Here is a 22,969-nt window from a genome sequence, read left to right on the forward strand (position 1 = left end):
TGCCGCTCTCGGCCCATCCCTTATTTTACATAATATATATTATCCATCTAGTGCGTTCGCCGATCCGCTGCTCAAATCCGCTGCTGACGCGGCGTGCTCTTGGCCCTACTCGTGCGTCATGACGCACACACCGACACCCCAGATCGATCGCCTGCTCGCCATCATGGCGCGGCTGCGTGATCCGGACCATGGCTGCGAATGGGATCTGGCGCAGGATTTCGCCAGCATCGCGCCGTACACGATCGAGGAAGCCTACGAGGTCGCCGACGCGATCGAGCGTGACGCCATGGCGGAACTGCGCGAGGAACTGGGCGACCTTCTGCTGCAGGTCGTGTTCCATGCGCGCATGGCCGAGGAACGCGGCCTGTTCGGGTTCGAGGACGTGGCGCAGGCGATTTCGGACAAGATGGAGGCGCGCCATCCGCACATTTTCGGCGGCAGCGATGGCACGATGGACGAGACCCGCTGGGAAGCGCTGAAGGCGCAGGAGCGCGAGGCGAAAGGCCAGCAAAGCGCGATGGACGGCGTCGCCCGCGCCCTCCCCGCACTGCTCCGCGCGGAAAAACTGCAGAAGCGCGCGGCACGCGACGGGTTCGACTGGCCCGATCCCTCCGGCGCGGCGGCCAAGATCGCCGAGGAAACGCGCGAACTGGCCGAAGCGGACGATGCAACGCGCGAGGAGGAAGCGGGCGATCTGCTGTTCGCCGCAGTCAATCTCGTCCGCGCATACGGAATCCAGCCCGAGGCTGCACTGCGCGCCGCGAACGACAAGTTCGAACGGCGCTATCGCGGAATGGAGGCGCTGGGGGATGGGGAATTCGCCACGCTCGACCTCGATGCGCAGGAGGCGCTGTGGCAGGCGGTCAAGCGCGCGGAGAAGGAAAGATAGGCCGTCACCCTGAACTCGTTTCAGGGTCCAGCCTTCCTCGTGTCCGACTCATTCGGATTGAGATCTGGATGCTGAAACGAGTTCAGCATGACATTGCCGATACGCTCAACTCACCCCGAAACTCTCGAACTGGCCGCGTTCCTTGGGGCCGAGGCGGACCAGCAGCCGGTGGCGCGGTGCACCGCCCTCCCCGGCAGGAAGCTCTTCTTCCTCCAGCACGTCGCCATGCGCGTGCAGCCACGCGATCTCGCGCCCGGCCGATGTCGGCAGCACGAATTCGCACACGCTCGCCTCGCGGGTCAGCGCGTCGCCGATCCGCGTCTCTAGCGCGTCCATATTGAACCCGGTTTCGGCGGACAGCGGCACCACGCTATCATCCTCCGCGGCGCGCGCGGCGAGGTCTTCGCGGACATCGTCGGCCAGCAGATCCCACTTGTTCCACACTTCGAGCATGGGGATCGAACTGACGGGTTCCTCCCCCTCCTCGCCCCCGGAGACCACGCCGAGCCCGCGCAGCACCTCCAGCACCTGCGTCTTCTGCGCTGCGCTTGCCGGGTTGGCGATGTCGCGCACGTGCAGGATCAGGTCGGCATTGGTGACCTCTTCCAGCGTCGCACGGAACGCGGCGACCAGCTGCGTCGGCAGGTCGGAAATGAAGCCCACCGTGTCGGACAGAATCGCCTTCTCGACCGCAGGCAGGCTGATCGCGCGCATCGTGGGGTCGAGCGTGGCGAACAGCAGGTCTTCGGCCATCACGTCCGCGCCGGTCAGGCGGTTGAAGATGGTCGACTTGCCCGCGTTCGTATAGCCGACCAGCGCGATCACCGGCCAGGGCGCGCGGGTGCGCCGCTCGCGGTGGAGCGCGCGGGTCTTCTTGACCTGTTCGAGGTCGCGCCGCAGCCGCGCCATGCGCGTGCGGATCATCCGCCGGTCTGCCTCGATCTGCGTTTCGCCCGGCCCGCCGAGGAAGCCGTAGCCGCCGCGCTGGCGTTCGAGGTGGGTCCAGCTGCGCACCAGACGGCTCGCCTGATAGTCGAGATGAGCAAGCTCCACCTGCAACCGCCCTTCGGCGGTCGCCGCGCGTTCGCCGAAGATTTCGAGGATCAGCCCGGTCCGGTCGATCACCTTGCGTGCCAGCTTCTCCTCCAGCGTGCGCTGCTGGATCGCGGTGAGCGCGCCGTCGACAATGATCAGCTCTGCCTCGGCCAGTTCGGCCTGGGTGCCGATCTGTTCGACCTGCCCCGCCCCGAACAGTGTGGCGGGCCGCACGTCGCGGATCGGCTGGATATAGCTTTCCGCCACCTCGATCCCGATCGCGTGCGCGAGGCCGACCGCCTCGGCGAGGCGCTCCTCGGCCGGCAGGTCGTGGATCTGGCCGCGAATGTCGGGGCAGATGACGAGCGCGCGCGCACCGCGCGTCACCTCGCCTTGCAGGTCATCTTCGAAAATCTAGGTCGTTCCTGTCAATCGTCGTCGTCGTCGTGATCCGGCTCGTCCTCTTCCCAGTCGCTCAGGTCGACGGGTTCGGCGGGCTGGATGGTCGATACCGCGTGCTTGTAGGCGAGCTGGACGTAACCGTCGCGCTCCAGCAGCGTGCAGAACAGGTCGTAGGCGGCGATCCGGCCCTGGAGCATGACCCCGTTGACGAGGAACATCGTCACCTGAACCTCTGCCTCGCTCACCCGGCTCAGGAACACGTCCTGAAGCTGGCGCTGCTTGCGGCTGCCGTCCTGGCTGGAAAACTGTTCCGCATCCATCGCGGAAGCCGGCATGATCGTGCTGATCGCGTGCTTGTAGACCAGCTGCGAGTGGCCGTCGCGGCGCAGCAGCAGGCTGAAATTGTCGAACCAGGTGATGATGCCCTGCAGCTTTACGCCCTTCACCAGAAACACCGTGACCGGCGCCTTTTCACGCCGCAGCAGGTTGAGGAAGGAATCCTGCAGGCCCGGCTGCTTGTCGTCCGAAGCGCGGGCTCCTCGCGCACGGGCGGGCGCAGGCCGCGTGGTCTTCCGCGCCGGTGCGGGCGCAGCCGCGCTGGACTCGGCTACGCTGGCGACTTCGTCGTCGGCGGCCTTGGGCTTGGTGCGAATGGAGAGCGTTTTTCCTTCGGGCATGACCCTGTTCCTATTGTTCTTGGCCATCCGCGCATTGGGCACGGCTAGCGGGCGCTCATATATCTGCGGATGTCGCGCACGGGGGAAGGCGACAACCGCTACTCAACCGAAAAATGCGCGCCGCGGCCTTGCGTTCCGGTAAGCGGAGTTCGTTAACTCCTGCAAGGCCGGGAAGATGCGCGTTCAGCCGTCGTCCTTGCGATCGGTCATGCCGAGAATCTTCAGCTTTCGGTGCAAGGCCGAGCGTTCCATTCCGATAAAACTCGCCGTCTTGGAAATATTGCCCGAAAAGCGCCGGATCTGCACGGTGAGGTATTCACGTTCGAACTCCTCGCGCGCTTCACGCAGAGGGACACCCATCAGGCTGGACAGGCCGATGCCGCCCTTCACTCCGCCCTCGGTGATCTCGCCCGGCAGCATGTCCGGCTCGATCACGCTCATCTGGTCGCGCGGAGAGAGGATCACGGTGCGCTCCACCACATTGCGCAGCTCGCGCACGTTGCCCGGCCAGTCGTAGGCCTGCAGTGTCGCCAGCGCCTCTTCGCTCACCTCGGGCGGCGGAAGGCCCTGTTCGGCGGCATAGCGGGCGAAGAAATGGGTCGCCAGCGCGGGAATATCGTCCCGCCGGTCGGCCAGCGAGGGGATCTCCACCGGCACCACGTTGAGCCGGTAGAACAGATCCTCGCGAAAACGCTTTTCCTCGATTTCCTTCTGCAGATCGCGCGAGGTGGAGCTGACCACCCGCATGTCGACCCCGATCTGCCGGTTGCCACCCACGCGGACAAAGCTCTGTTCGGTCAGCACGCGCAGGATGCGGGCCTGGGTGGAGAGCGGCATATCCGCCACTTCGTCGAGATAGAGCGTGCCGCCATCGGCCATCTCCAGCAGCCCGGGCCGGACCAGCTTGCCCTCCGCCTCTTCGCCGAACAGCTCCTGTTCGAACCGCTCGGGCGTGATCCGCGCCGAATTGACGATCACGAAACCGCCTTCGCTGCGCGGGCTCCAGCTGTGCAGCAGCCGCGCGGCGACTTCCTTGCCCGACCCCGCAGGGCCGCTGATGAGCACACGGCTGCCCGTGCTGGCAACCCGCTTGAGCGTCGCGCGGACCTGGTTCACGGCGGCGGAGTTGCCGGTGAATTCCTCGCCCGCACCGCCATTATCCTGCCGCAGCCGGGTGTTCTCGCGCCGCAGCCGCTCGGTCTCGGTCGCGCGCTCGACCAGCAGCAGCAGCCGCTCGGTCTCGAACGGCTTCTCGATGAAATCCATCGCCCCGCGGCTGACCGCGGAAACGGCCGTGTCGATATTGCCGTGGCCCGAGAAGATGATCACCGGCAGTTCCGGCTCGCGCGCCTTGATCGCGTCGAGCACCTCGAGCCCGTCCATCGGGCTGCCGTGGAGCCACACGTCGAGCAGCACGAGACTGGGGCGCCGTTCGTCGACCAATCGCAGCGCGGTCCCGCTGTCGCCCGCGACGCGACATTCGTAGCCCTCGTCGCTGAGCACGCCGGAGACCAGATCGCGAATGTCGCGTTCGTCGTCGACGACCAGAATATCGAGCGCCATCAGCGCCTCCTTCCAAGGGTGTTCGGCATCATGCCGGCGTCTCTTCGGACGCGGGTTCTTCGGGGGTGCGGGCGAAGCGCAGGATCACCTGCGTGCCGCCATCGGGGGCCGGTGCGAAACTCATCTCGCCCCCGTGCTCCTCCACAATCTTGGTCACGATCGCGAGGCCGAGGCCGGTGCCTTTCTCGCGCGTGGTGACGTAAGGTTCTGCGATCCGGTCGCGATCGGCAGGCAGCCCCACGCCATTATCGGTCACGCAGATATCGACCACGTCATCGCCCGGTGCGATCGACACCGCGATCTTCCCGGCAAAGCCCTCGCCCTCTTCGGCGGCGCGCGCCTCGACCGCCTCGACCGCGTTCTTGAGCACATTGGTCATCGCCTGGCCGAACTGGTGGCGGTCGCAGCTCAGCGGCACTTCGCCTTCGGGCGTGTCGAAGGTGAAGGCGATGTCCTGATGCGCAACCTCCTGCAGGAAGACCGCCTGACGCACCAGGTCGAGAGCATTCTCGTCGCGGAACACCGGCTTGGGCAGCCGCGCGAAGGAGGAGAACTCGTCGACCATTTTGCGCAGCGCACCGACCTGCCGCACGATCGTGCTGGTCAGCTCGTCGAACAGCGCGGCGTCATCGCCCACCTTGGTGCGGTAGCGGCGCTTGAGGCGCTCGGTCGCGAGCTGGATCGGGGTCAGCGGGTTCTTGATTTCGTGCGCGATGCGCCGCGCCACATCGGACCATGCGGCGCGCCGCTGGTCGAGCAGCTGGCGGGTAATATCCTCGAAGGTGATCACCTTGCCGCCGGTTGCAGGCGCGATCCGCACTGCCAGCGTCAGCAGGTCGGCGCCCCTGTTCAGGGTCACGATGCCGCGATCCCCGCCCTGCTCCATGACTCCCGCGATCTGCGGGGAGATTTCGGCGAACGCCCTCCCCCGCCCATCCTGCGAGGGATCGTCGAACAGCAGCGCCCTGGCCGAGGTGTTCATCAGCTGGATCGTCCCATCCTCGTCGATCGAGACGATCCCGGCGGTCATCGATTCCAGCACCGCCTCGATGAAGGCGCGCCGTTCGTCGAGCTCGTGATTGGCGCGCACCAGATCGTCCGTCTGCGCCTCCAGCTGCGCGGTCATCCGGTTGAACGCACGGTTGAGCAGGCCGATCTCGTCCGCTCCGGTGCGCCCTTCGACGCGCAGCGAGAAGTTGCCCGCGCCGACCTTGCGCGCGGCGAGCACCAGATTGGTCAGCGGCTCGACCTGCCGGTCGGCAAAGCGCAGCGCGAACCACACCGCAAAGATGACCAGCGCGAGCGAGACGAAGAACAGCGCGAGGTTGAAGCGCAGCTGGAGCGCCCGCGCACGCGTGGTCAGCGCCGAATACTGCTCGATAATCTGGCTCGCGAGCTGGTAGTTGTTGAAAGACAGCGCTTCGATGTTGCGAGCATTATAGAGATAGATGCCCGCTGCGGTGTCGATCGGGGTCACCGCCTCGATCCGCTCCTTGTTGGCGAACACAACCTCGGGCTTGCCCTCCTTGAGCTGCGGAAGAGCGGCAGCACCCTTGGTCGCCGGCTCATTGCCCTCGACCAGGCCGATCGCGACCGCAGTGGTCATCTTGCCGTCGGGAAATGCCTGCAGGATCGCACTTTCGGTGATCTCGCGCGCCTGCATCTGATAGGTGTAATCCTCCAGGAAGGCACGATCGGCGAGATCAGGACCCGAGCGCTTCTGCAGCAGGACCAGCATGTCGCCCGCCATCGCGCGCGTTTCCTGAGCAACTTCGTACTGGTTCTGCTCGAAAAACCCCTCGGCCAGATCGGCGGTGCTTTCGAACAATCCTCGCGAGGGGCCGGAAAACCAGAAATCGACCCCCGACTGGAACAGAACTGCCGCGAACACCGCGACCAGCAGGGTGGGCACTGCCGCGATGATCGAAAACACGAACACAAGGCGCACATGCAACCGCGCCGTGCTACCCGCTGCGCGGCGCAGGGCAAGCCGCCGACCAAACAGCACCACCAGAGCCATCGCGGGCACCAACGTGCCGACAAGCAGGAAGGAAATCTGCCGCGTGGGCAACAGTTCGGTTTCGTCCGGTGTCGTGGAGAAGGCGGTCCAGGTCGCAACGATCATGATCGCCAGCGCAACCCCGGCGCCGATCTCGAGCCAGCGGAAGAGGTTGGCCCGGCGCGATGCCACAACCATGCGCCGTGCGAGGCGCGATCCGCGTGGAGTTGTGCCGTCCGAAGCGCTCATCGTTGCCAGTTTACAACATCGCTGTTGCCAGAATACAAGTTACAAACGCCGATACGTCCCACTTCGCGTCGCATTTTGGCAACGCTTCGTAGCCCGCATGTCTGCGGGACAATCCGCTCAGGCAGCGTTGCGAACCAGGAAGGGTTCGTAGAAGCGCTCGATCTCGCCCAACACCTGTGCCGGATCGTCGATGAAGTTGACCGCCTTGCGGAACTCGGACGAGCCGTAGAGGCCCTTCACATACCAGCCCAGGTGCTTGCGGGCGATCTTCACGCCCACTTCGGGCGTGTAGTGGTCCAGCATCCGGCGGAAATGCTCCACCACCACGGCATATTGCTCGTTGAGCGGCGGATCGGCGCGCTTCTCGCCCGTCTGCCACCAGTGCATCACCTGGCCGAGCAGCCACGGGCGACCATAGGCGCCGCGCCCGATCATCAGCCCGTCCGCGCCCGATTGCTCGAGCGCCTTCGCGGCATCGTCGACACCGCAGATGTCGCCGTTGACGATCACGGGAATGCTGACCGCATCCTTCACCTTGCGGATGAAGGACCAGTCGGCGCTACCTTTATACATCTGGTTGCGGGTACGGCCGTGGACGGTGATCATCTTCACGCCCAGATCCTCGGCAATGCGCGCGAGTTCGGGCGCGTTGAGGCTGTCGTGGTCCCAGCCCATGCGCATCTTGACCGTCACCGGCACATCGACCGCCTTGACCGTCGCTTCCATCAGCTTCGTCGCCAGTGGCACTTCGCGCATCAGCGCGCTGCCCGCCAGCTGGCCGACGACCTTGCGCACCGGGCAGCCGAAATTGATGTCGATGATCGCCGCGCCGTTGCCTTCCTGCAGTTTCGCAGCCTCGGCCATGCTCGCGGGATCGCACCCGACCAGCTGCATGCTGACCGGTTCCTCGATCCGGTCCCACGCGGCCTTCTGCACGCTCTGGCGCGTCTCGCGGATCGCCGCCTCGCTGGCGATCATCTCGGTCACGTTGAGGCCGGAGCCGTAGCGGCGCACCAGCGTGCGGAAGGGCATGTCCGTCACACCGGTCATCGGCGCGAGGACCACGGGCGTCTCGACGCGCACGTCGCCGATGGCGATCGGCTTCGGGGCCGAGGGAGGGGTTGGTACTTGCATCATGGGGAAACGCGCCAAATAGTGGATTGCCGCGCTTCCCGCAAGCGCGTAGCCCTCTCGGCTCCATGCCATCCCCCGCACCAGCCCCCCGCTTCGCCGCGATTATCGTAGCCGCAGGCTCCGGCACACGTGCCGGGCAGGCGATCCCCAAGCAATATGTCCGCTGGCGCGGCAAGCCGGTGCTGCGCCACTCAGTGGAGCATCTTCTCGAAGCAGGCGCAGACCGCATCGTGATCGCGATCGCCCCCGATGCGAAAGACCTTGCCCGCGAGGCGACCGCCGGGTTGGAGAATATCATGTTCGTCGAGGGCGGCGCGACCCGCCGGGCCTCGGTCGCCTCCGGGCTGGAAGCACTCGCGCTCGATCCGCCGGAAGCGGTGCTGATCCACGACGCTGCGCGCCCCTGTGTCCCGCTAGCTGTCGTTGAACGCGTGTTGAGTGCGCTTGAGCACCATGCTGGCGCGATCCCCGCACTGCCTCTGGTGGACACCATCGCGCGCACGCAAAACGGCGTGATGACGGGTCAGGAAGACCGCTCCACCCTCGCCCGCGTGCAGACCCCGCAAGGGTTCCGCTTTGCCGAGATTCTCGCGGCGCACCGCGCCTGGGACAGCGAAACGCAGCCCACGGATGACGCGCAGGTGCTGCGCCATTCGGGCGGCGAAGTCGCCATCGTCGAAGGCTCGCAGCGCCTTGCCAAACTCACCTTCGCAGAGGATTTCGCGATGCAGGCACCACCCGTGCGCACCGGCACCGGCTTCGACGTTCACCGCCTCGCCGATGGCGAGGAGCTATGGCTCGGCGGGCTGAAAATCGATCACGATCAGGGCCTTGCAGGCCATAGCGATGCCGACGTCGCGCTTCACGCGCTGGTCGACGCGGTGCTCGGCGCGATCGGCAATGGCGACATAGGCACCCACTTCCCGCCCAGCGACGAACGCTGGAAAGGCGCGCGATCCAGCCAGTTTCTGGCCCACGCGGTCAGCCTGGCGAGTGAGGCAGGCTACCGGATCGGCAATCTCGACCTCACGATCATCTGCGAAGCCCCCAAGATCGGCCCGCACAAGGACGCGATGCGTGAAACAATCGCGGAAATCGCCGGTGTTCAGGCCGATGCGATCAGCGTAAAAGCGACCACTACTGAAAGGCTGGGCTTCACCGGCCGCGGCGAAGGCATTGCCGCGCAAGCGGTCGCCACGCTGATCAGGGAGGATTTCTAGCGCATGACCGACATCCTGCTCCCCACCAATGTCGTCGAACTGGCCACCAAGGTGGTCGAGGCGAACCGCGACGCGAACCGCACACTCGTGCTGGCCGAAAGCTGCACCGGCGGGCTGGTGAGCGCGGCGATCACCGAGATTCCGGGCTCCTCCTCCGTGCTCGATCGCGGCTTCGTCACCTATTCCAACGAATCGAAGATGGAGATGCTGGGAGTTCCGCAGGACATCATCGAGACCTTCGGTGCGGTGTCGATCGCCTGCGTGTGGGCGATGGCGCAGGGCGCGCTTGCCAACAGCAATGCGGATGTCGCGGTTGCGATCAGCGGAGTGGCCGGCCCCGGCGGCGGAAGTGCGACCAAGCCGGTCGGCACGGTCGTATTCGCGCGGGCCGTGCGCGGACACGATGGCGAGCCTGAGGGCGAACTAAAATCCTTCGGCGACCTGGGCCGCGGCGAAATCCGCCGTCAGGCGACGCTGTGTGCGCTGGAGCTGCTATTGCCGTAGAGTTCGTGGGCGCGATCCTCGAACGCGGCCATCATCCGGCGAAAGGCACGGTCGAAATAGGCCCCGGCCAGCCGCTCGAAAATCTTGTTCTTGAACGTGAAATCGACGCAGAAATCGATCTCGCAACCGCCGTCGACGGCGTTGAAGCGCCAGTCGTTCTGAAGGTCGCTCAGCGGCCCGTCGATATAGTGGACGCTGATACTCTGGGGGCGGTGCTTCTCCACCCGCGAGGTGAACTTCTCGCGGATCGCCTTGAAGCCGACGACCATGTCCGCAACCATCTCAGTCTCGCTGTCGGACTGGATCCGGGTCGCGATCACCCATGGCAGGAACTCGGGGTAACGCTTCACGTCGGCGACCAGATCGAACATCTGTTCGGGCGTGAACGGCAGCACGCGCTGCTGGTGGATGCCAGGCATCAGCGGGCTCCGGCGTTTCCGGCCTTGCGCCCCGCGTCGCGCTGAAGACGCTCTTCGCGCGCCGCCTTCATCTGCGCGAAATCGTCGCCCGCGTGATAGCTGGAGCGGGTCAGCGGGCTCGCCGCGACCTGCAGGAAGCCCTTGGCGCGCGCGATCGAACCGAACGCGTCGAACGCCTTGGGAGTGACGAAATCCTCCACCTTCGCGTGCTTGGGCGTCGGCTGCAGGTACTGCCCCATGGTGATGAAATCGACGTCGGCACTGCGCATGTCGTCCATCACCTGATGCACTTCGAGGCGCTGCTCACCCAGGCCCAGCATGATGCCCGACTTGGTGAAGATCAGCGGATCGTGCGACTTCACCTCTTCGAGCAGGCGCAGCGAGGCGTAATAGCGCGCGCCGGGGCGGATCGTCGGATACAGGCGCGGGACCGTTTCGAGGTTGTGATTGAACACGTCCGGCCCGGCTTCGCAGATCGCCTCGATCGCGGGGCGCATCTTGCCGCGGAAGTCGGGCGTGAGGATTTCGATCGTGGTGTTCGGAGTCTCGCGCCGCAGCGCCTGGATCACCTTCACGAACTGCCCCGCCCCGCCATCGGGCAGGTCGTCGCGGTCGACGCTGGTGATGACGATGTGTTCCAGACCCATCTTGCCTGCCGCCACCGCGACATTCTCAGGCTCCATCGGGTCGACCAGCCGCGGCATCCCGGTCTTGACGTTGCAGAATGCGCAGGCGCGCGTGCAGACATCGCCGAGGATCATGACGGTCGCGTGCTTCTTCTCCCAGCACTCGCCGATATTGGGGCAGGCCGCTTCCTCGCACACCGTGTTCAGGCTGAGGTCGCGCATCAGACGGCGCGTCTCGTGATAGCCCTTGCTCACCGGCGCCTTGACCCTGATCCAGTCGGGCTTGCGCGGGCGTGGTGCGCGGTTGTCGTGCGGTTCGGGGGCGGAGGAGAGGTCGTTCATGCCCGCCATCTAGGAGCCTCGCCCGGCAGAGGCAATGCCGCGCCTTGCCAGTGGGGCTCCGCTCGCCCATGTGGCGGGCATGACCGAAGAGACCCTCAAGAATATCGCCCTGCTGATCGATGCGGACAACACCACCCCCAAGGGCATCGACCCGGTGCTGACCGTCATGGCCGAGCTCGGCCAGGTCAACATCAAGCGCGCCTACGGCAATTTCGCGAAGAACAACCTCGCCAACTGGGACAAGATCACTCACAAATACGGCATCCGTCCGCAGCAGCAGTTCGACCTGACGGCGGGCAAGAACGCGACCGACATGGCGATGACCATCGATGCGATCGATCTGCTGTATCAGGGCAAGGTCGACGGTTTCGGGATCATGAGCTCGGACAGTGACTTTACCCCGCTTGTCACGCGGCTGCGGCAGGACGGGCTGGTCGTCTACGGCTTCGGCAGCACGAACAAGACGCCCGCGGCCTTTAAGAGCGCGTGCACCCGCTTCATCGACATCGATGCGCTGATCAAGGGCGCCTCCGATGAGCAGGAAACGCCTAAGGCGCGCGCCGCGAAGGGCAAGGGCCAGATCGACGACGAACTGGTCGAGCTGCTCGGCACCGCGTGGAAAGCGGCGAAGCGGGACGAAAACGGTTATGCGCCAATGGGCGAAGTCGGCAAGATCGCCGGCAACCGCTCCAGCTTCGACGTGCGCAATTACGGATACAAGCGGCTTTCCGACCTGTTCGAGGCGATCGACGAGTTCAAGGTGGAACGGCGCGACAATAGCGGGATGTACGTAAAGCGCCTGCGCTGATCCGCACACGCATGAGAAAGGAAAACGGCGCGGAAGGTCTCCCTCCCTCGCCGTTCTTTTCTCAGCTTAAAAGCGGCTTCAATCAGCCCGCCTGCTGCTTGGCGTAAGCCGCCCACAGCTTGGCGATGGACGCACGCTGGCCCTGAACCTTCTCCAGAGTCTCCTGCGCTGCGGCATAATCGCCTGCCTTGACCTGCGCGATGCCGAGGCGGGTCAGAGCCAGACTGCGATCAACATCGGGCCGCGTCAGCGCGAGCTCGTAAAGCTCGGCCGCCTTCGCACCATTGTCGAAGTTCAGGTAGGCATCACCCGCAGCAACCGCGAGGCTGGCCGATGCGCCGGATGCCTTTGCGTCGCTTTCAAGCGCTCCGAGGTCGGCCTTGAGACCGGCGGTACGCGACTGCGATTCGCGCTGCGCTTCTGCGACGAAGGTGTCGCTCGATTTGAGCTTGCCGGAAGAGATGCCCTCGGCGGTGACAGCCGCAACCTCTGCCGGAAGACGACGGAAGTTGGCCGCATCGATGTAGTCGGTGTAATCGCGCGCCTCACGCATTGCATTCGCGGCGCGCGCAAGACGCAGCAGGTCGAGCATTTCGGCATCAGACCACTGGCCGAAATTACGCTGGATCGCGACCGCATCGGCCCACGTCGTCGCGCTCGGGTAGTATTTCACGAGCATGAGGCTGTAATTGGTCGCGTCTTCGAACATGTCATTGTTGTAAGCCGTGGTCAGCCCCCGCTTGAGCAGGGTTTCATCCGGTGCGCCGCCGGCGGCAATCTGTTCGTTGATCTGGTCATTCACCGTTTGCAGCGCGGCGGTGAAATCGCCCTCCTCGCTGTAGGTTCGCGCGATCAGCGCACGTGCCTGCTCAACCTCGTAACCAAGCTCGATCGCCTTCTCGAAGCGTGCGCGAGCGGATGCCCAGTCCTGCGAGTTGAAGGCAAGCTGGCCGGCGACGTAGGTGTACTGCGGCACATTGGCCTCGGGCACCTTGCCGCTGTCGAGCATCATGTTCATGCCTTCGAGCTGCAGCGCGACATCGTTGAGCTTACCGCCAATGGTGTACATCGTGCTGCCGTAGAAAAAGCGTTCGTCATCGGTTTTCACCGTGTCCTTGGCAGCTTCGGCCTGCGCACGCAGCGCGGCGTAATCCGGGTTTTCGCCCTTGATCGCCTCATCGATTGGCTGGAACGCCGCGAGGAATTCCTTGGAAAACTTGGCCTGCTTCTGCGCGTAGGCCGGCGTGGCGATCGCGGTCGCGCCGAGCGTGCCGACCGCCATCATCGCCGCAGCGATTGCGAACCTGGAACTCTTGGCGGGGAAAAAGGCAAACCTGGCCATATGTATCGTCTCTCCTGTTCAGCCGCGCAGTGTCGCGCAGCGTGTGTCATCTGCTTATCGGAATAACGCGCGGCCTATGCGATAGTGCCACGCCAACGTCCAGAGAGTGGCTGAAACCGGTTGAACCGAGGTTGAATGGGTGCTTCAGGCAATTCGACGTCCAACTCCGCAGAAAATGTGGAAAAACCGGCCCTCAATCCCCATGTCTGGCTGCCATTGCTGGCACCGCCGGGCGCTTTCCCCTAGCCTTCCCCGACTGCGCGTCAGACGCATCCGAATAACAGACGGACCGGACATTCCTTGAGCGACGAAACCGACACCCTCACCCCGCCCAGCCCCATGGGCGAATATGATCGCATCGACATCGTCGATGAGATGAAGACCAGCTATCTCGATTACGCGATGAGCGTGATCGTCAGCCGCGCGCTGCCCGATGTGCGCGACGGTCTGAAGCCGGTCCATCGCCGCATTCTCTTCGCCAGCCAGGAAGGCGGCTTCGTCGCCGGGCGGCCCTATCGCAAGAGCGCCAAGATCGTCGGCGACGTGATGGGTAACTACCACCCGCACGGCGACAGCGCGATCTACGACGCCCTCGCGCGCATGACGCAAAGCTGGTCGATGCGCGTTCCGCTGATCGACGGCCAGGGCAACTTCGGCAGCATGGACCCCGATCCGCCCGCCTCGATGCGTTACACCGAGGCGCGGCTGGAAAAGGTCGCCAATGCGCTGCTCGACGATCTCGACAAGGATACCGTCGATTTCGCGGAGAACTACGATGGCTCGCGCGAAGAACCGACGGTTCTGCCGGCGGGCTTCCCCAACCTGCTGGTCAATGGCGCAGGCGGCATTGCGGTCGGCATGGCGACCAACATCCCGCCGCACAATCTGGGCGAAGTGATCGACGGCTGCCTCGCCTTCATCGCCAACCCCGCGATCACCTCCGAAGAGCTGATCGAGTACATCCCCGGCCCCGATTTCCCGACCGCACCGCTAATTCTCGGCCAGTCGGGCGCACGCTCGGCTTACCTGACCGGGCGCGGTTCGATCATGATGCGGGCGCGGCATGAGGTCGAAACCGGGCGTAATGATCGCCAGTCGATCGTGCTCACCTCGATCCCCTATCAGGTCGGCAAGAACATGCTGGTCGAGAGGATCGCCGAGGCCGCGAAGGACAAGCGGATCGAAGGCATCTCCGACATCCGCGACGAATCCAGCCGCGAAGGCGTGCGCGTGGTCGTGGATCTCAAGCGCGATGCCTCGCCCGAAGTCGTGCTCAACCAGCTGTGGCGCTATTCCCCCGCGCAGGCGAGCTTCCCCGCGAATATGCTGGCGATCCGTGGCGGGCGGCCCGAGGTGCTCGCGCTGCGCGACATCATCCAGGCGTTCATCGGCTTCCGCGAACAGGTCATCACGCGGCGCACGAAGTTCGAACTGAACAAGGCGCGCGACCGGGCGCATATCTTGCTCGGCCTGGTGGTCGCGGTGTCGAACCTCGACGAGGTTGTCGCGATCATCCGCGGCGCCTCCAATCCCGCCGAGGCGCGCGGCAAGCTGCTGCGCAAGGAATGGCCGATCGGCGATATCGCGCAATATATCGCGCTGGTCGAAGCGATCGAGCCGACTTCGGACGAACACGGCGGAACCTATCGCCTGTCCGAACGGCAGGTGAAGGCGATCCTCGACCTGCGCCTGCACCGCCTGACCGCGCTTGGCCGCGACGAGATCGGCGACGAGCTGAAGGAACTCGCGACCAAGATCGAATATTACCTCTCGATCCTCGCCGATCGTCGCAAGCTCTACCAGGTGATGCGCGAGGAACTGCAGGCGATCCGCGACCAGTACGCGACCCCGCGCATGTCCGAAATCGCGCCCGCATGGGACGGCGTCGACGACGAAGACCTGATCGAACAGGAAGACATGGTCGTCACCGTCACCCACGGCGGTTACATCAAGCGTACTCCGCTCCACGCCTTCCGCGCACAGGCGCGCGGCGGCAAGGGCCGCAGCTCGATGGCCACCAAGGACGAGGATGCGGTGGTCGAGATGTTCGTCACCAGCACCCACAATCCGGTGCTGTTCTTCACCAATACCGGCCGCGTCTATCGCCTCAAGGTGTGGAAACTGCCCGAAGGCAGCCCGACCACCAAGGGTCGCCCGATGGTCAACCTGCTGCCGCTGGGCGAAGACGAGCGCGTGACCAACGTGCTGCCCCTGCCGCAGGACGAGGCCGAGTGGAGCAAGCTCAACATCGTCTTCGCGACCGAACAGGGCATGGTCCGCCGCAACTCGATGGATTCCTTCACCAACATCCCGTCCAACGGGAAGTATGCGATGGGCTTCGTCGAGGATAGCGGCGACCGGCTGATCGGGGTGCGCCTGCTGAACGAGGATCAGGAGATTTTCCTCGCCTCCGACGCGGGCAAGGCGATCCGCTTCGCCGCGACCGACGCGCGTGAAACCAAGAGCCGTACCGGCATCGGCGTGCGCGGCATGAAGCTGAAGGAAGGCGACAAGGTCGTCAGCCTCGCCGTGCTCCACCCGCTCAGCCACGACATGGAAACGCGCGAGGCATATCTGCGCGGCGCAGTGTGGAAGAACAACGACACCGCCCACACGCTCGACCCGGATATTGCAGCGGCGATGGAGGAGAACGAGGAGTTCATCCTCACCCTCACCGCCAATGGCTACGGCAAGATTTCTTCGGCCTACGAATACCGCACCATCGGGCGCGGCGGCCAGGGCATCACCAATATCGGCGAGCCGAGCGATACCAAGCGCAACGGCCCGGTGGTCGCGAGCTTCCCGGTGCGCCACGGCATGCAGCTGATGCTGGTGACCGATCAGGCCAAGCTGATCCGCCTGCCGATCGATTTCAGGCATCTCATTCCCGACGGGTTCGAGAACCACAAGGGCTGGTCGATCTACGGCCGCAGCTCTTCGGGCGTGAAGGTATTCGATGTCGCCAAGGGCGAGCATATCGTCGGCGCCGCGCGCATCGACGAGGATGCCGATCCCGAGAACTCGGCAGAAGAGGCGATCATGGATGAGCGCATGGCGCGCGAAGACCAGACCACCTCGCCGCACACGACGCTGGACCGGGACGATCCGACACCCACGGATGTCTAGGGCCTAGTCCCGCTCCCTGACAAAGCCCGCTCGCCCTCGAACTTATCGGGGCGAGCGGTCGCTTTAATGGCGACTGGTTTACCGCCGGAACCGGCGCAGCGTCTGCACCACGCCGGTCGCGATCAGGAACTGGCCGACGTAATATGTCGGCCAGATCAGCAGATCGGGCAAAGGCGCGAGGTTGTATGGGCCGAGGCGGCTGAAGATCAGCCAGTCGGACACCACGAACAGCAGCGCCCCCAGCCCCACTCTCCATTCGGGGAACAGGCTGAGCCACGCGACCATCGCCATTCCACCCAGCGCGAGACCATAGATCCCGATCAGAACGTCGCCGCTGAGCCACCAGGCGACGAGCGGCACGGCCACGAACAGCAGTGCGGTGCCCCAGGTCCGCCCGACGCTCGGCTCGGGCCGCAGGTAGCGGCGGTAGAACAGTATCGCGACGACGTGGCTGGCGAAGAAGGCCACGCCCCCCGCAATGAACGACAGCTCGATCGCGAGATCGCCCAGCGCACTCAAAGCGAGCGCGAGAACGAACAGACCCGCCCGCAGCCCCTTGGTGCGCTGCGCCGCATAAAGCGCGAGGAAGCCGACCGCGGAGGTCTTGATCGCCATCAGCCAGACCCCGCCCAGCGGGGTCTGTTCGAGCAAGGGCAAGGCAATTGCTGCGAGCAGGCTGAGGGCAAGCCAGGGGCGATACTGGACGAGGGCACGGCGCGGCATGGCCCGTCTCTAACGCGGGTGCAGCGTCCTCGCCACATGCTTTGAACTTTTGCCGCACTGCGCCTACGTGCGCTGGTAATGACACACGACGTACACATCATCGGCGGCGGTCTCGCGGGCAGCGAGGCGGCGTGGCAACTGGCACAGGCAGGGCTCAAGGTTCGCCTGTCGGAAATGCGCGGCAGCGGCGAGATGACCCCCGCGCATCAGACAGATGGCCTGGCCGAACTGGTCTGTTCCAACTCCTTCCGCTCCGACGACAGCGACAAGAACGCGGTCGGCCTGCTGCACGACGAAATGCGGCGGCTGGATTCGATCGTGATGTCCGCTGGCGAAAAGGCACGCGTGCCCGCTGGCAGCGCGATGGCGGTCGACCGCGACGTCTTTTCGGCAGAAGTCGGACGCAGGCTGGCCGAGCATCCCAACGTCACCGTGGTGCGAGAGCGGGTCGACACGCTACCCGACGCAGGCCTCACCATCGTCGCCACCGGACCGCTGACCGCGCAGACCCTGGCCCAGAGCATCGTGCAGGCGACCGGCGAGGACCGGCTCGCCTTCTTCGATGCCATCGCCCCGATCGTCCACCGCGACTCGATCGACATGAGCAAGTGCTGGATTCAGAGCCGCTGGAACAAGCGGACCGAGGCCAGCAACGAGGATGGCGACTACATCAACTGCCCGATGACGAAGGAACAGTACGAAACTTTCGTGCAGGCGCTGGTCGATGGCGAGAAGACCGAGTTCAAGGAATGGGAGGCCGACACCCCCTATTTCGACGGCTGCATGCCGATCGAGGTGATGGCGGAGCGCGGGATCGAGACGCTGCGCTACGGCCCGATGAAAGGCGTCGGGCTCGACAACCCTTACGACACCACCGAGGAACACCCGCAGGGACGCTGGCCCTATGCCGTCGTACAGCTTCGGCAGGACAACAAGCTGGGCACGCTGTGGAACATGGTCGGCTTCCAGACCAAGCTGAAATACGGCGCGCAAGTCGAGCTGTTCCGTACAATTCCCGGCTTGGAGAACGCCGAATTCGCGCGGCTGGGTGGTCTGCACCGCAACACCTTCATCAACTCGCCGCTGGTGCTGGACCGGCAATTGCGACTGAAGAACGCGGGCCATATCCGCTTCGCCGGGCAGATCACCGGATGCGAGGGCTATGTCGAAAGCTCGGCCATCGGTCTGCTCGCCGGCCTGATGGTCGCGGCGGAGCATCGCGGCGAGGACTGGTCCGCTCCCCCGCGCACGACGGCGCTGGGTGCGCTGCTCAGCCATGTGACCGGCGATGCCGAGGCCGAGACCTTCCAGCCGATGAACGTCAATTTCGGGCTCTTCCCGCCGCTCCACGAAGTGAAGAAGAAGCAGCGCAAGGAAGCCTATACCAGCCGCGCCAAGGCGGATCTGGGCGAGTGGCTTGCCGCGCGCGAGCGCGTGCCTGCCTAGCAGCTACAGCGCGGTTTCTTCTTCGGCTTGGGCGCGGTGGTCGCGAATTCGGCCTGCGTCAGCACGCGGTTGCCATCCGCATCGGCACCCTCGAACTTGTCGACCGTCGCCACCGCCCATTCCTCGAAATCGAGCAGGTTGTTGCCGTCCTTGTCCAGCTTGCGGAACGCATCGCTGCGGGTCGAGAGCATTTCGTTGCGCGTGATCTTGAGGTCGCGATTGCGATCATAGCGGAAGAAGCGCCGCTGTTCGCGCGTCAGCTCGGTCGCTTCGGGAGGAGCCGGGCCGGTCAGGTCCGCCGGATCGGCCTGGGGCAGCGCGTCCTCTGCCGGGGTCGTGGCAATGTCGGGCGGCGGCGGAGCGGCCTCTTCCACCTGCGCGCGGCCCTGCCACCAGAAAATCCCGACGCCCGCCAGGATCAGCCCCAGCACTGCACCCAGCACCACGCGATCCATCAGCCCCTCCCCCTCTTGAAGCCCTTCAGCGGCCTAGCATACCCGTCCGTACCGCCGCGAGAAAATCTCCGCCTGCCGACATCATCGGCCTGCCCGAACGCAGGCTGCGCAAGCCTTGCGTGCCGAGTACCGCGAAGGGCCGCAAGGCACGCGGCAGCCTGGACGGCGTCTGGTCGAGCAGCCGCTGCCCCCGCGCCGCAGCCTGCACCCGCTCCACATCCTCTGACGTGGAGCAATGCTGCGCCAGATCGGCGTAGGACCATAGCAGCGCGGCATGATCGGGGGGCGGAGGCCCGGGGTGGCCCAGCGCCGCTGCGGCGAGCGCCCACGCATCGGCATGGCCTTCGCCGAACGCGGTGATCGCCTCCTCGGCCAGCGGACCTTCGGCCAGCAGCGCCTCCCACCCGTCGACCAGCGATGCAAGCTGCGAGACATCCGCATCCCAAGCCGCAAGGCGGGCCAGCAGCGGCTCCCCCTTGGGCCAGTCGCTGCGATCCTGCGCGAAGCGGTCGCGCCACCAGGCGAGCTTCAATTGCCCGATGATCGGCTCGCTCGCCTGCCGCACGGCATCCGCCAGCCGCCGGTCGAGCGCGAAGAGATCGTCGAATACCGGCCGCGCATCGCGCGGGGCGTAGGCCAGCGCCAGCGTAAGCGAAGGGTCTGTTGCCGGACCTGATTCTCCCTCGGTTCTTGCGCTCGCCATGGCACGCCCATGCGCGGCTCTTAACCTCGCTTCAACCCTGATCGGTCAAAGCCCGACAACCACTGGTAGGTTAAGCGGAAGGATGATGGCGGTTAACCATCGTCCGACACGCAAGCCACAAAGACGGGACCACGAGAATGACTGGGAAAGGGCAGGCATGAATTTTCTGACGCGCCTGCGCCGTAATATCGCGGGCAATACCGTCGCCATCGTCGCGGCTGCGCTGGTGCCGCTGGTCGCGCTGATCGGCAGCGGTGTCGACATGAGCCGCGCCTACATGGTGGAATCGCGTCTGCAGCAGGCGTGCGACGCAGGCGTGCTCGCCGGCCGCAAGGAAATGGGCAACAGCACCTGGTCGACCGCCGCCGCAAACGTCGCCTCCGAATATTTCGAGGTCAACTACGCGAGCGACTATCTCGGTTCGCAGGATGTCAGCTTCGCGGCGACCAATCCCTCAGGCACGACCACGGTCGAGGGGACCGCCTCTGTCCGCCTGCCCACGGTCATCATGCAGTTCTTCACGTTCAGCGAGCTCAACCTCGCGGTCGACTGTGCGGCACGCTACGATGTCGGTAACGCGGACGTGACCTTCGTGCTCGACACAACCGGCTCGATGGCGTGCCCGAGCGACTCAAACGACAGCCAGTGCAGCGGGTATTTCTCTCGCTACGGAACCCAGCAGGGGCGCAGCTATTCCGGCCTGTCCACCACGTCCCGGATGGGTGCGCTCAAGGATGCGATGGATAGCTTCTACAACACGCTTAGCACCGCATCGGCAGGTAGCGGAGGCCGGATCAGATACTCGTTCGTCCCCTACACCGGCACCGTCAACGTCGGGCGCCTTCTGCCTCAGAATTACATCGTGGACAGCCATAACTATCAGTCACGCAAAGCTGAAAGCACACTTGTAGAACATTTCCGCAGTAGAGATTCGAGATACACCTCGGACTGTTCCAGCTATTACGGCACCTGGGATGGCTACCGCGTTTATGGTCGATTCGACAGTGACTATAATGGTTGCATCTGGGACGATCAGCATACCGGAAGCACAAGTTACAAGCAGTACAATTTCAGCACCGCGACTTACAAAACCTTCGCGTCCACTCCGGACCCGACGAGCACGGGGATCGGCAACTCGACCTGGGCGGGTTGCATCGAGGAACGCGACACGGTCGCTTCGGGCTCGGTTTCCTTCAATTCGGGCACGAAGACCTTCAGCCCGAGCGGCCTTTACGATCTCGATATCGACAGCGCACCGACCAATAACGCGACCAAGTGGCGCCCTTACTGGCCCGAAATAGTCTACTATCGCAACAACAATACGACCACTGCCAATTCGGGGACATCGTCACAGACCAGTTGCCCCTATCAGGCAAAGCTGTACGCCGAATACGGCTCTCTCTCGGCGTTTCGGACCTACACCAACAATCTTGCGCCCGACGGCGGTACCTATCACGATATCGGACTGCTGTGGGGCGCCCGGGTAAGCTCGCCGCAGGGCATATTCTCTTCCAACGTGAACGCTGCGCCGACCAACAACAGCTTCGTGGGTCGGCATATCGTGTTCATGACCGATGGTCAGCTGGACCCGGGCGACACCTATTATCAGGCGTACGGGGTCGAACGGCACGATGGCCGCATCACCGGCATGCAGACCTCGAACAGCAGCAGCGCCATCACGGGGGAACAGCGCACCCGGCTTACCCGCCGCTACAAGGAGCTGTGCAAGGCGATCAAGGCCAAAGGTATCCGCCTTTGGGTGGTCGCGTTCAACACCGCGCTGACCAGCGACATGACCGAATGCGCCAGCCCCAACAGCAGCTTCACGGCGAACAATTCGGGCGCGCTCAACAACGCGTTCGGCAAGATCGCCGAAGAGATCGCCGATCTGAGGCTGGTCGACTGATGCTGGCGCGCGCCCTCAACCGTCTGCGCCGCGACACGCGTGGCTCGACCATCGTCGAGTTCGCGATCATTGCGCCGTCCTTCATGATCCTGCTGATGGGCGTGTTCGATCTCGGCCAAACTGTTTACCTGCGCGCGGTGATGAATGGCGCGATGCAGGAGGCCGCGCGCGATTCCACACTGGAAAGCGGCCCCACGGCGGAAGCGACCATCGACGGGATGGTTGAAACCCGCGTGCAGCATGTGTTGCGCAGCGCGGAACTCTCCTTCGATCGCAAGAGCTACTACGACTTCACCGACGTCGAGCGGCCCGAGGCGATCAATGACGCGAACGCCAACGGCGAATGCGACGCAGGCGAAACCTTCGAAGACGAAAACGGTAATGGAATCTGGGATTCCGATGTCGGCAGTGCGGGTTTCGGCGGCGCGCGCGATATCACGATGTACACCGTCACCGCGACCTACGATAAGCTGTTTCCGCTCTACGGTCTGCTCGGCCTGCCTCAGGAAGCCAGCATCGAGATGAGCACGGTGCTGAAGAACCAGCCCTACGCCCAGCAGAATGGCAAGGCGGTGCCCGAGACCAAGCCATGCTGACCTCCCTCGCCCCTGTCCCCGCGCGGCTGCGCCAGTTTGCCCGCCGCCTCAAACGCCTGCGCCGCGACAATCGCGGCCTCGCGCTGATCGAGTTCGCGATCAGCCTGCCGGTCTTTCTCGGTCTCGGGATGTTCGGGATCGAGCTTGCCAACTACGCCGTGACCAGCATGAACGTCAGCCAGATTTCGCTGACCATCGCCGATAACGCGGCCCGGATGGGCCAGACCTCGTCGAACAGCACGACCAAGACCATCTACCGGTCGGACGTTAACTCGATCTTCGCGGGCGCAGCGAAGCAGGGCGAAAACATCGACCTGACCGCGCATGGCCGGGTTGTTCTCTCCAGCCTGGAGACGGTTGGCATTCTCGACAAGCAGCTGATCCGCTGGCAGCGCTGCACGGGTTCGGCTGCCTACGCGTCACGCTACGGGCCGGAGCTTACCAGCGAGATCCTGGATCCCAGTTTTGTCGGGATGGGCCCGACTGGCCGCCAAATCCGTGCGCCGGTCGGCGATGCGGTGATGTATGTCGAGGTGTTCTACGAATATCAGGGGCTGTTCGGCGACATGTTCCTCGGCAACCGCGTGATCAGGCACGAAGCCGCTTTTCCGATCCGTGACGACCGAAACCTTCTGCCCGGTGTCGCAGATGATGGCGCGCCCGATCCGGTCTGCGCGCCCGTACCGACGCCGCCCAATCCGTATCGGGATAACGCCGCTGCCGGTGTCTGCCACACGACCGCATTCGACGGCTACCACTGTCACTGACGAAAAGTGGCTGTAGCGGTCCGCTGATGGGCGGCGTG

General features: G+C 64.6%; 20 protein-coding genes. 9 read left to right on the forward strand and 11 right to left on the reverse strand.

The window, feature by feature from the left end:
- Positions 1 to 118: 118 nt before the first annotated feature.
- On the forward strand, positions 119 to 889 hold the full coding sequence (gene mazG, locus KYN89_RS03635) for a nucleoside triphosphate pyrophosphohydrolase (protein ID WP_222823836.1): 771 nt from the start codon (positions 119 to 121) through the stop codon (positions 887 to 889).
- A 105-nt stretch (positions 890 to 994) separates the two neighbouring features.
- On the opposite strand, the gene hflX is transcribed toward mazG, so the two are convergent.
- The 5 genes from hflX to dusB form a co-directional block, all read right to left on the reverse strand.
- Entirely contained in the window at positions 995 to 2,311 is a 1,317-nt protein-coding gene (gene hflX, locus KYN89_RS03640) for a GTPase HflX (protein ID WP_222823837.1), read from the reverse strand.
- A gap of 41 nt (positions 2,312 to 2,352) precedes the next feature.
- A complete protein-coding gene (gene hfq, locus KYN89_RS03645; protein WP_248284963.1) occupies positions 2,353 to 3,003 on the reverse strand; it encodes an RNA chaperone Hfq in 651 nt (216 codons plus the stop codon).
- Between the two features lie 183 nt (positions 3,004 to 3,186).
- Entirely contained in the window at positions 3,187 to 4,566 is a 1,380-nt protein-coding gene (ntrX, locus tag KYN89_RS03650) for a nitrogen assimilation response regulator NtrX (protein WP_010238147.1), read from the reverse strand.
- Between the two features lie 28 nt (positions 4,567 to 4,594).
- Complete coding sequence (locus KYN89_RS03655; RefSeq protein WP_248284964.1) at positions 4,595 to 6,814, reverse strand: sensor histidine kinase; 2,220 nt, start codon at positions 6,812 to 6,814, stop codon at positions 4,595 to 4,597.
- A gap of 117 nt (positions 6,815 to 6,931) precedes the next feature.
- Positions 6,932 to 7,951 carry a tRNA dihydrouridine synthase DusB gene (gene dusB, locus KYN89_RS03660; RefSeq protein ID WP_222823839.1) on the reverse strand — a complete coding sequence of 340 codons (1,020 nt, stop codon included), beginning with the start codon at positions 7,949 to 7,951 and terminating at the stop codon, positions 6,932 to 6,934.
- Positions 7,952 to 8,013: 62 nt separating this feature from the next.
- On the opposite strand from dusB, the gene KYN89_RS03665 reads away from it, so the two are divergent.
- Positions 8,014 to 9,168 (forward strand): bifunctional 2-C-methyl-D-erythritol 4-phosphate cytidylyltransferase/2-C-methyl-D-erythritol 2,4-cyclodiphosphate synthase, encoded by a 1,155-nt coding sequence (locus KYN89_RS03665; RefSeq protein WP_222823840.1) that lies wholly within the window; start codon positions 8,014 to 8,016, stop codon positions 9,166 to 9,168.
- 3 nt (positions 9,169 to 9,171) lie between these two features.
- Positions 9,172 to 9,672: a CinA family protein gene (locus KYN89_RS03670; RefSeq protein ID WP_197636421.1), complete on the forward strand. Its 501-nt coding sequence runs from the start codon at positions 9,172 to 9,174 to the stop codon at positions 9,670 to 9,672.
- Here KYN89_RS03670 and KYN89_RS03675 read toward each other — a convergent pair.
- Together KYN89_RS03675 and lipA are read right to left on the reverse strand one after the other, a co-directional pair.
- Positions 9,633 to 10,091, reverse strand: a complete 459-nt coding sequence (locus tag KYN89_RS03675) for a type II toxin-antitoxin system RatA family toxin (protein WP_222823841.1) — start codon at positions 10,089 to 10,091, stop codon at positions 9,633 to 9,635. The genes KYN89_RS03670 and KYN89_RS03675 overlap by 40 nt on opposite strands.
- A complete protein-coding gene (gene lipA, locus KYN89_RS03680) occupies positions 10,091 to 11,059 on the reverse strand; it encodes a lipoyl synthase (RefSeq protein ID WP_248284965.1) in 969 nt (322 codons plus the stop codon). The genes KYN89_RS03675 and lipA overlap by 1 nt, the downstream gene beginning before the upstream one ends.
- Positions 11,060 to 11,138: 79 nt before the next feature.
- On the opposite strand from lipA, the gene KYN89_RS03685 reads away from it, so the two are divergent.
- Entirely contained in the window at positions 11,139 to 11,867 is a 729-nt protein-coding gene (locus KYN89_RS03685; protein WP_029140489.1) for an NYN domain-containing protein, read from the forward strand.
- Between the two features lie 82 nt (positions 11,868 to 11,949).
- On the opposite strand, the gene KYN89_RS03690 is transcribed toward KYN89_RS03685, so the two are convergent.
- A complete protein-coding gene (locus KYN89_RS03690; RefSeq protein ID WP_222823843.1) occupies positions 11,950 to 13,209 on the reverse strand; it encodes a hypothetical protein in 1,260 nt (419 codons plus the stop codon).
- 300 nt (positions 13,210 to 13,509) lie between these two features.
- Here KYN89_RS03690 and gyrA point away from each other — a divergent pair, with 300 nt between their 5' ends.
- Positions 13,510 to 16,335: a DNA gyrase subunit A gene (gyrA, locus tag KYN89_RS03695; protein ID WP_222823844.1), complete on the forward strand. Its 2,826-nt coding sequence runs from the start codon at positions 13,510 to 13,512 to the stop codon at positions 16,333 to 16,335.
- 78 nt (positions 16,336 to 16,413) lie between these two features.
- On the opposite strand, the gene KYN89_RS03700 is transcribed toward gyrA, so the two are convergent.
- Positions 16,414 to 17,058 (reverse strand): lysoplasmalogenase family protein, encoded by a 645-nt coding sequence (locus tag KYN89_RS03700; RefSeq protein WP_222823845.1) that lies wholly within the window; start codon positions 17,056 to 17,058, stop codon positions 16,414 to 16,416.
- 78 nt (positions 17,059 to 17,136) lie between these two features.
- On the opposite strand from KYN89_RS03700, the gene trmFO reads away from it, so the two are divergent.
- Positions 17,137 to 18,504 carry a methylenetetrahydrofolate--tRNA-(uracil(54)-C(5))-methyltransferase (FADH(2)-oxidizing) TrmFO gene (gene trmFO / locus KYN89_RS03705; RefSeq protein WP_222823846.1) on the forward strand — a complete coding sequence of 456 codons (1,368 nt, stop codon included), beginning with the start codon at positions 17,137 to 17,139 and terminating at the stop codon, positions 18,502 to 18,504.
- Here trmFO and KYN89_RS03710 read toward each other — a convergent pair.
- Together KYN89_RS03710 and KYN89_RS03715 are read right to left on the reverse strand one after the other, a co-directional pair.
- Positions 18,501 to 18,959 (reverse strand): EF-hand domain-containing protein, encoded by a 459-nt coding sequence (locus KYN89_RS03710; protein ID WP_222823847.1) that lies wholly within the window; start codon positions 18,957 to 18,959, stop codon positions 18,501 to 18,503. The two genes, trmFO and KYN89_RS03710, sit on opposite strands and share 4 nt — an antisense overlap.
- A 25-nt stretch (positions 18,960 to 18,984) precedes the next feature.
- A complete protein-coding gene (locus tag KYN89_RS03715) occupies positions 18,985 to 19,662 on the reverse strand; it encodes a squalene/phytoene synthase family protein (protein ID WP_222823848.1) in 678 nt (225 codons plus the stop codon).
- A 157-nt stretch (positions 19,663 to 19,819) separates the two neighbouring features.
- Here KYN89_RS03715 and KYN89_RS03720 point away from each other — a divergent pair, with 157 nt between their 5' ends.
- Genes KYN89_RS03720 through KYN89_RS03730 form a run of 3 tightly spaced genes read left to right on the forward strand, consistent with a single transcriptional unit; the run spans position 19,820 to position 22,931 of the window.
- Entirely contained in the window at positions 19,820 to 21,568 is a 1,749-nt protein-coding gene (locus tag KYN89_RS03720; RefSeq protein ID WP_222823849.1) for a TadE/TadG family type IV pilus assembly protein, read from the forward strand.
- Positions 21,568 to 22,164 carry a TadE/TadG family type IV pilus assembly protein gene (locus tag KYN89_RS03725; RefSeq protein WP_222823850.1) on the forward strand — a complete coding sequence of 199 codons (597 nt, stop codon included), beginning with the start codon at positions 21,568 to 21,570 and terminating at the stop codon, positions 22,162 to 22,164. Before KYN89_RS03720 ends, KYN89_RS03725 begins: the two co-directional genes overlap by 1 nt.
- The gene (locus tag KYN89_RS03730; RefSeq protein ID WP_222823851.1) at positions 22,158 to 22,931 is read left to right on the forward strand and encodes a TadE/TadG family type IV pilus assembly protein; all 774 of its coding nucleotides are present in this window, start codon (positions 22,158 to 22,160) and stop codon (positions 22,929 to 22,931) included. Before KYN89_RS03725 ends, KYN89_RS03730 begins: the two co-directional genes overlap by 7 nt.
- Positions 22,932 to 22,969: the final 38 nt, after the last annotated feature.

This window comes from Alteriqipengyuania abyssalis, assembly GCF_019857185.1.
Lineage (GTDB): Bacteria > Pseudomonadota > Alphaproteobacteria > Sphingomonadales > Sphingomonadaceae > Alteriqipengyuania > Alteriqipengyuania abyssalis.